Consider the following 7,013-nt stretch of genomic DNA (forward strand, 5'->3'; position numbering starts at 1 on the left):
TCCCCTCCTGCTGGACAGTTCGTTGATCGCACATGCCTCCCGCTCGTTGAGCATCATTGGTGCCGGCCTGGCCGGATCCCTGCTCGCCATCCTGCTGTCGCGGCAGGGCTGGCGGATCACCCTGTACGAACGCCGTGGCGACCCACGCGTGGCCGACTACGAAAGCGGCCGCTCGATCAACCTGGCGCTGGCCGAGCGCGGGCGCAACGCGCTGCGGCAGGCCGGCGTGGAGGACGAGGTGATGGCCCGCGCGGTGATGATGCGTGGACGCATGGTGCATCCGCGCGAAGGCGCCGCGCAGCTGCAGCGCTATGGCCGCGACGACAGCGAAGTGATCTGGTCGATCCATCGCAGGGACCTGAACACCACGCTGCTGACACTGGCCGAGCAGGCAGGTGCCACCGTACATTTCCACCGCCGACTGCATACCGTCGATTTCGATGCCGGCCATGCGCGCTTCATCGACGATCGCGACGACAGCCCGCACGACATCCACTTCGACAGCCTGATCGGCGCTGACGGCGCCGGCTCGGCGCTGCGCGCGGCGATGAACCGGCGCGCGCCGCTGGGCGAGGACATCGCCTTCCTCGATCACTCCTACAAGGAACTGGAGATTCCACCGGACCGTGATGGCGGCTTCCGCATCGAACGCAACGCATTGCACATCTGGCCACGGGGCCACTTCATGTGCATCGCCCTGCCCAATCACGAAGGCACGTTCACGGTCACCCTGTTCCTGCCCAACCAGGGCGAGCCCAGCTTCGCCACCGTCAATACCGGCGCCCAGGCCGAAGCCCTGTTCGCGCGCGAGTTCGCTGATGCGTTGCCGCTGATCCCCGACCTGCGCACGGACTGGGAGCAGCATCCGCCCGGCCTGCTCGGCACGCTAACGCTGGAGCGCTGGCACCAGCAGGGCCAGGCCGTGCTGATCGGTGATGCCGCGCATGCAATGGTGCCCTTCCACGGGCAGGGCATGAACTGCGCGTTCGAGGACTGCGTGGCACTGGCCCGCCATCTGATGGAAGCCGACGACCTGCAGAGCGCGTTCGCCGCCTTCGAGGAAGAACGCAAGCCGAACGCGCATGCGATCCAGCAGATGGCCCTGGAGAACTACCTGGAGATGCGTGATCGCGTCGCCGACCCGGCCTTCCTGCTGCAGCGCGAGCTGGAGCAGGCGCTTCAGCATCGCTGGCCGACCCGCTTCGTACCGCACTACACCATGGTCACGTTCCTGCACACGCCCTACGCCGAGGCACTGCGCCGGACCGACATCCAGCGCGACATGCTGATGGCCGCCACGATCGGCCATACGTCGCTGGAGAACATCGACTGGGCAGCTCTGGAGGCACAGATCCATGCCCGGCTGCCGGTTCTGGAGGGCGCACACTGATGGCTGACAGCTTCCTGTTCTACGACCTGGAAACCTTCGGACAGGACCCACGGCGAACGCGCATCTCGCAGTTCGCGGCGATCCGCACCGATGCCGATCTGAACGAGATCGACACGCCGGTGAGTTTCTTCGTGCGCCCCGCCGACGATCTGCTGCCCTCGCCGATGGCCACCCTGGTCACCGGCATCACGCCGCAACGGGCACTGGCTGAAGGCATCAGCGAAGCCGAAGCGTTCGACCGCATCAACGAACAGCTGTCGCGCCCGGGTACCTGTGCCCTGGGCTACAACACCCTGCGCTTCGACGACGAATTCATCCGCTACGGTCTGTTCCGCAACTTCCATGACCCCTACGAGCGCGAGTGGCGCAACGGCAACTCGCGCTGGGACCTGCTGGACATGCTGCGGCTGATGCGCGCCCTGCGTCCCGAAGGCATCCACTGGCCACTGCGCGAGGACGGCGCCACGTCGTTCAAGCTCGAGCACCTGGCCGAAGCCAACAATGTGCGCGATGGCGATGCGCACGAGGCGCTGTCGGACGTGCGCGCCACGATCGGCATGGCCCGCCTGTTCAAGCAGTCGCAGCCGCGGTTGTGGGAGTACGCGTTGAAACTGCGCGACAAGCGTTTCGTCGGCAGCCTGCTGGACGTGGGCGCGCTGAAGCCGGTGCTGCACATTTCCATGCGATACCCGGCCAGCCGGCTGTGCGCGGCTCCGGTGCTGCCGCTGGCGGTGCACCCGACGATCAACAACCGGGTGATCGTGTTCGATCTGGAAGGTGACATCGACGACCTGCTGCTGCTGCCAGCCGAGACGATCGCCGAGCGGCTCTACCTGCGCGCCAGCGAACTGCCCGAAGGCGTCGCCCGGGTGCCGCTGAAGGAAGTACATCTGAACAAGGTCCCGGCGCTGGTCGCCTGGAACCACCTGCGGCCCGACGATCACGCCCGCCTGGGCCTGGATGTCGCCGCCATCGAAGCCAAGGTCGAGCGGCTGCGTGCATTCGCGCCGCAACTGGCCGAGAAGGCACGGCAGGTGTACAACCAGCCACGGGACGCCGTCGTGGCCGACGTCGATGCTTCGCTGTACGACGGCTTCCTCGGCAATGGCGACAAGCCACTGCTGGCCCTGGCGCGGACCACGCCGCCCGCAGAGCTGGCTGCGCTGGAAGGCCGCTTCCGCGATCCGCGCCTGCCCGAACTGCTGTTCCGCTATCGCGCCCGCAACCATCCCGACACCCTGGCACCGGCCGAGCGCCAGCGCTGGCAGGACTACCGCCGCCAGCGCCTGCTCGGTGACGGCCGCCTGGGCGAACTCAACCTGCCCCAGTACCAGCAGCAGCTCGATGCACTGGCCGCCGAGGCGCCGGACGACGATCGCCGCCTGGCCCTGCTGCAATCGCTGCGCGACTGGGGCCAGCACCTGCAGGAGAGCTTGTGAGCACCTATTTCAGCGACGCCAGTTTCAGGTTCCTGCGCAGCCTTGCGCGGCACAATGAAAAGGCCTGGTTCAACGACCATCGCCAGCAGTACGAAGACCATGTACGGCAGCCGTTCCTGCGCCTGCTGGGCGACCTGCAGCCCGCGCTGGCCGAGGTCAGCGCGCATTTCCGTGCCGATACCCGTGGCGTCGGTGGTTCGCTGTTCCGCATCCATCGCGATGCGCGCTTTTCAAACGACAAATCGCCGTACAAGACCTGGCAGGGCGCACGCCTGTTCCATGAACGCCGCCGCGAAGTGGCCGCTCCGTCGTTCTACGTGCATCTGCAACCGGGCGAGAGCTTCGTCGGTGCCGGCCTGTGGCACCCCGAACCGGACACCCAGCGCCGCGTGCGCCATTTCATCCTGGACAACCCCGGCAGCTGGAAGGCCGCAGCGCATGCACCCGCCCTGCGCCGGCGTTTCGATTTCGAGCAGAGCGAGAAGCTGGTCAGGCCGCCGCGTGGCTTCCCCGCCGATTTCGACTTCATCGACGATCTCAAGCATCGCAACTGGGTGATGTGGCGCTCGCTGGACGATGAGACGATGACCGGGCCGCGCCTGCTGTCCACGCTCGGCAAGGATCTGGCCGCGCTCGGCCCCTTCGTCGACTATCTGTGCGCAGCACTGGATCTGGAGTTCTGATGCCACTGGCCCGGCAACGCCGCCCGCTCGGCCGCACCGGCCTGTCCGTATCGCCGGTCGGGCTGGGCTGTTCGGGCTTCTGGGGCCATCGCCGCTTTGCCGAGCATGCCGCCGCAGCGATCGTCGAGCACGCGCTGGCCCAGGGCGTGAACCTGTTCGACACCGGCCACAACTACTCCGGCTTCCATGCCGAACCGCGCCTGGGCCGCATCCTGCGACCGCTGCTGGCCCGCTACCCGCGTGAGTCACTGGTCATCTCCAGCAAGGGCGGCACACTGACCGGACAGGCCGGCATCAGTGGCGCAGAACAGCGCGATTTCTCGCCTGCGGCCATCACCGCCAGCTGCGAAGCCTCGCTGCGCAACCTTGGCCTGGATTACCTGGACATCTACCAGCTGCATGGCGCCACCGCGCACGACATCAACGACGATCTGCTCGATGCGCTGCAGCGCCTGCGCGAACGTGGCCTGATCCGCGCCACCGGCATCAACACCCACTCAGCATCGACGCTGCACTGGATGCTTGCGCATCCACAGGCATTCGACGTGGTCCTGCTGGACTACAACGCGCTGCAGCAGGATCGTGCGCCGCTGATCGACCAGCTGCATGCGGCCGGAATCGGCGTACTGGCAGGCACCGTGCTCGCACAGGGCCACCTGCTGCCCAGCCAGCCTCGCCGGCCGAGATTGGCCGATGCCTGGTACCTGGCGCGCGCGTGGCTCAAGCCCAGCAGCCGCCGTCTGATGCGCAGCGCACGTGCGATGCGCCGGGCCATTGCGGCGATCGACAGCCAGCGTCCGGCCCAGACTGCGTTTGCCTACGTTCTGGGCCACCCCGGCGTGGCCGCCGGCATCCTGGGCACTACCCGCGTCGGCAGTCTGGAGGAGGTGCTGGCCACGCGACCCGAAGCACTGCGCCCCGCCGACCGGCAACGTCTGGTCGCGGCCTATGGCGACGGCAGCGGTTCGCCCAGTCATTGAGTCTTCACCCCGGCCGGCCGCACTTGCGGCAGTCTGGCGGCATGAAGAAGCTCACTGCGATCGTGGTCCTGTTGGTGATTGCACTGGCCGGCGTGTGGTTCGGCGGCCCCTACCTGACCATACAGGGTCTGTCCAAGGCCATCGAACAGCGCGATACCGCCGCACTGGAACGCTACGTCGACTTTCCGCGCGTGCGCGTCAGCCTGCGTGCGCAACTCAATGATTACCTCGTGCGCCAGGCCGGCCCCGATGTGGCCAGCAGTCCGTTCGGCGCCCTGCTCTACGGCCTGGGCGACCAGCTTGGGGGCGCAGCGGTGGACACCCTGATGACCCCGGCCGGCATCGGTGCGATGCTGCAGGGCCATGTGCTGTGGAAGCGTGGGCGCAACGAGCTGCAGGGCGGAGATGCCTTCGCGGCGACCGAACCGGCACGGCCTCTGAAGAACGCCCGCCACCGTTTCGAAGCGTTCGACCGCTTCGTCGTCGACGTTGATCGCGGCCCGGGCCAACCACCGTTGAAGGTCGTGCTGGAACCGCAGGGGCTGCGCTGGAAAGTGGTTGACGTGCAGTTGGGAATGGCCGGCACCCCATGATGCAGAACGCCGGGCGTGGCCCGGCGTTCCTACAGGTGCCGCTACGCTCGCCGGGCGTGGCCCGGCGCTACCGCGTCATCCCTCGTTGGCGACACCGTGCGGCACATGGCCCGCGGCAACGTGTTCGCGGGCACTGTCGATGTTGTGCTGCGAATCATCGAAGAAGATGTCGGCACCGAAGGCCTGCAGGAACGGCCCCTTGTGGCGGCCGCCCAGGAACAGCGCCTCGTCCAGGCGCACGCCCCATTCGCGCAGCGTGCGGATCACCCGCTCGTGCGCGGGCGCAGAGCGGGCGGTGACCAGCGCCGTGCGGATCGGCGCACTGTCACCGGCCGGGAACACCTCCTGCAGCGTGTGCAGCGCGGACAGGAAGCCGCGGAACGGGCCACCGCTGAGCGGTTCGCGCGCACGTTCGCGCTCGTGGCGGCCGAATGCCTCGACCCCCTGTTCGCGCGAGATGCGCTCGCTTTCATCACCGAAGATCACTGCATCACCGTCAAAGGCAATGCGCAGCTGGCCGGACGGTCGGCCGGTGTCGATCTGGTCCGCGGCGGCCGCAGCGGTCTCGCCGGGTGGCTTGGGCAGGATCGTCGCAGCGGCGATTCCGTGGCGCAGCGCACTGCGGACCGACTCCGGATTGGCCGACAGGAACAGATCGGTGCCGAACGGTTTCACGTAGGGCCAGGTCGGCTCACCGGCGGTGAAGGTGGCACGGATGATGCCCAGGCCGTAGTGCTGGATCGAATTGAAGATGCGCAGGCCGGTATCGGCCGAATTGCGCGACAGCAGGATCACCTCGACGCGCGGGTTCTCCGGGCTGGCGCCCTGGTTCAGCGCCAACAGTTTGCGCACCACCGGGAAGGCCACGCCGGGACCGAGGATGTCGTCCTCGTGCTGGCGCTGGTACTCCGCATAGGCCGCCACGCCATCGGTCTCGAACAGCGCGTGGCTTTCCTCGAGATCGAACAGGGCGCGCGAGGTCACCGCGACGGTCAGCAAACGGGGGGAGTTGTCACCCATCGGTGGGGGTCCTTCTGGCGGTCGACGCGACCGGCAACCTATTGTCCTCAAAAAACGAACTGTTCGCTCAGGATCCGGTCTTCCAGATTGTGTTCCGGGTCGAACAGCAATGTCACCCGGCGGTCGCGCGACTCGCGGATGGTCACCTCGACCACGTCGCGCGTCTCGTGCGAATCGGCGGTCACGCTGACCGGTCGCTTGTAGGGGTCCAGCACGCGGAAGCGCACCTCCGTATCCGCCTTGAGAATGGCACCACGCCAGCGTCGCGGGCGATACGGTGCCAATGGCGTCAGCGCGATGGTGTGCGAGCCCAAGGGCAGCACGGGTCCGTGGGCCGAATAGTTGTAGGCGGTGCTGCCTGCGGGCGTGGCAACCAGCACGCCGTCGCCGATCAGTTCGGCCACCCGCTCCTGCCCATTGAGGTCGATGCCGATGTGCGCAGCCTGGCGGGTCTGCCGCAGCAGGGACACGTCGTTGTACGCCAGCGAACCGGTGCTGGTGCCCGATTCGGTCAGCGCCACCATCTCCAGCGGACGCAGGTTGGCCGGTTCCGCGCGGGCGATGCGTGCATTGACGTCGTCGTCGCCCCGGTACTGGTTCATCAGGAAACCTACGGTGCCCAGCTTCATGCCGAACACCGGTTTTCCCAGGTGGCCGTGACGATGCAGCGTCTGCAGCATGAAGCCATCACCGCCCAGCGGGCAGAGCACGTCGGCCTGCTCGGGGGCATGGTCGCCAAAGCGCGCGACCATGGCCGCGCGGGCCATCTGCGCAGCTTCGGTGGTGCTTGCCAGGAAAGCGATGCGGGGGGTGTCGCTCATCGGTGGATCCGGGGGGAAGGCGTGAGGGAGAGCATAACCGAGCGCCGCTACGCTCGCCGGGCCGGCGGCGCTGCGGTCGCCCTGGTC

Annotated in this window: 7 protein-coding genes; 5 read left to right on the top strand and 2 right to left on the bottom strand. The window is 67.5% G+C overall.

The window, feature by feature from the left end:
* Positions 1 to 22: 22 nt before the first annotated feature.
* Genes N5J29_RS15525 through N5J29_RS15545 form a run of 5 tightly spaced genes read left to right on the top strand, consistent with a single transcriptional unit; the run spans position 23 to position 5,085 of the window.
* On the top strand, positions 23 to 1,390 hold the full coding sequence (locus N5J29_RS15525; RefSeq protein WP_164152489.1) for an NAD(P)/FAD-dependent oxidoreductase: 1,368 nt from the start codon (positions 23 to 25) through the stop codon (positions 1,388 to 1,390).
* On the top strand, positions 1,390 to 2,829 hold the full coding sequence (sbcB, locus tag N5J29_RS15530) for an exodeoxyribonuclease I (RefSeq protein ID WP_164152492.1): 1,440 nt from the start codon (positions 1,390 to 1,392) through the stop codon (positions 2,827 to 2,829). Before N5J29_RS15525 ends, sbcB begins: the two co-directional genes overlap by 1 nt.
* Positions 2,826 to 3,512: a DUF2461 domain-containing protein gene (locus N5J29_RS15535; protein ID WP_164152494.1), complete on the top strand. Its 687-nt coding sequence runs from the start codon at positions 2,826 to 2,828 to the stop codon at positions 3,510 to 3,512. The genes sbcB and N5J29_RS15535 overlap by 4 nt, the downstream gene beginning before the upstream one ends.
* Complete coding sequence (locus N5J29_RS15540; RefSeq protein ID WP_053515428.1) at positions 3,512 to 4,492, top strand: aldo/keto reductase; 981 nt, start codon at positions 3,512 to 3,514, stop codon at positions 4,490 to 4,492. The genes N5J29_RS15535 and N5J29_RS15540 overlap by 1 nt, the downstream gene beginning before the upstream one ends.
* 41 nt (positions 4,493 to 4,533) lie before the next feature.
* Complete coding sequence (locus N5J29_RS15545) at positions 4,534 to 5,085, top strand: DUF2939 domain-containing protein (protein ID WP_164152496.1); 552 nt, start codon at positions 4,534 to 4,536, stop codon at positions 5,083 to 5,085.
* A gap of 75 nt (positions 5,086 to 5,160) precedes the next feature.
* Here the strand turns inward: N5J29_RS15545 and N5J29_RS15550 are convergent, their stop codons facing one another.
* Complete coding sequence (locus N5J29_RS15550; RefSeq protein WP_053515425.1) at positions 5,161 to 6,105, bottom strand: 5'-nucleotidase; 945 nt, start codon at positions 6,103 to 6,105, stop codon at positions 5,161 to 5,163.
* A gap of 47 nt (positions 6,106 to 6,152) precedes the next feature.
* Positions 6,153 to 6,926 (bottom strand): NAD kinase, encoded by a 774-nt coding sequence (locus N5J29_RS15555; protein WP_053515423.1) that lies wholly within the window; start codon positions 6,924 to 6,926, stop codon positions 6,153 to 6,155.
* Positions 6,927 to 7,013 lie beyond the last annotated feature (87 nt).

Source organism: Stenotrophomonas sp. GD03680 (assembly GCF_029844625.1).
Classification (GTDB): domain Bacteria; phylum Pseudomonadota; class Gammaproteobacteria; order Xanthomonadales; family Xanthomonadaceae; genus Stenotrophomonas; species Stenotrophomonas maltophilia_P.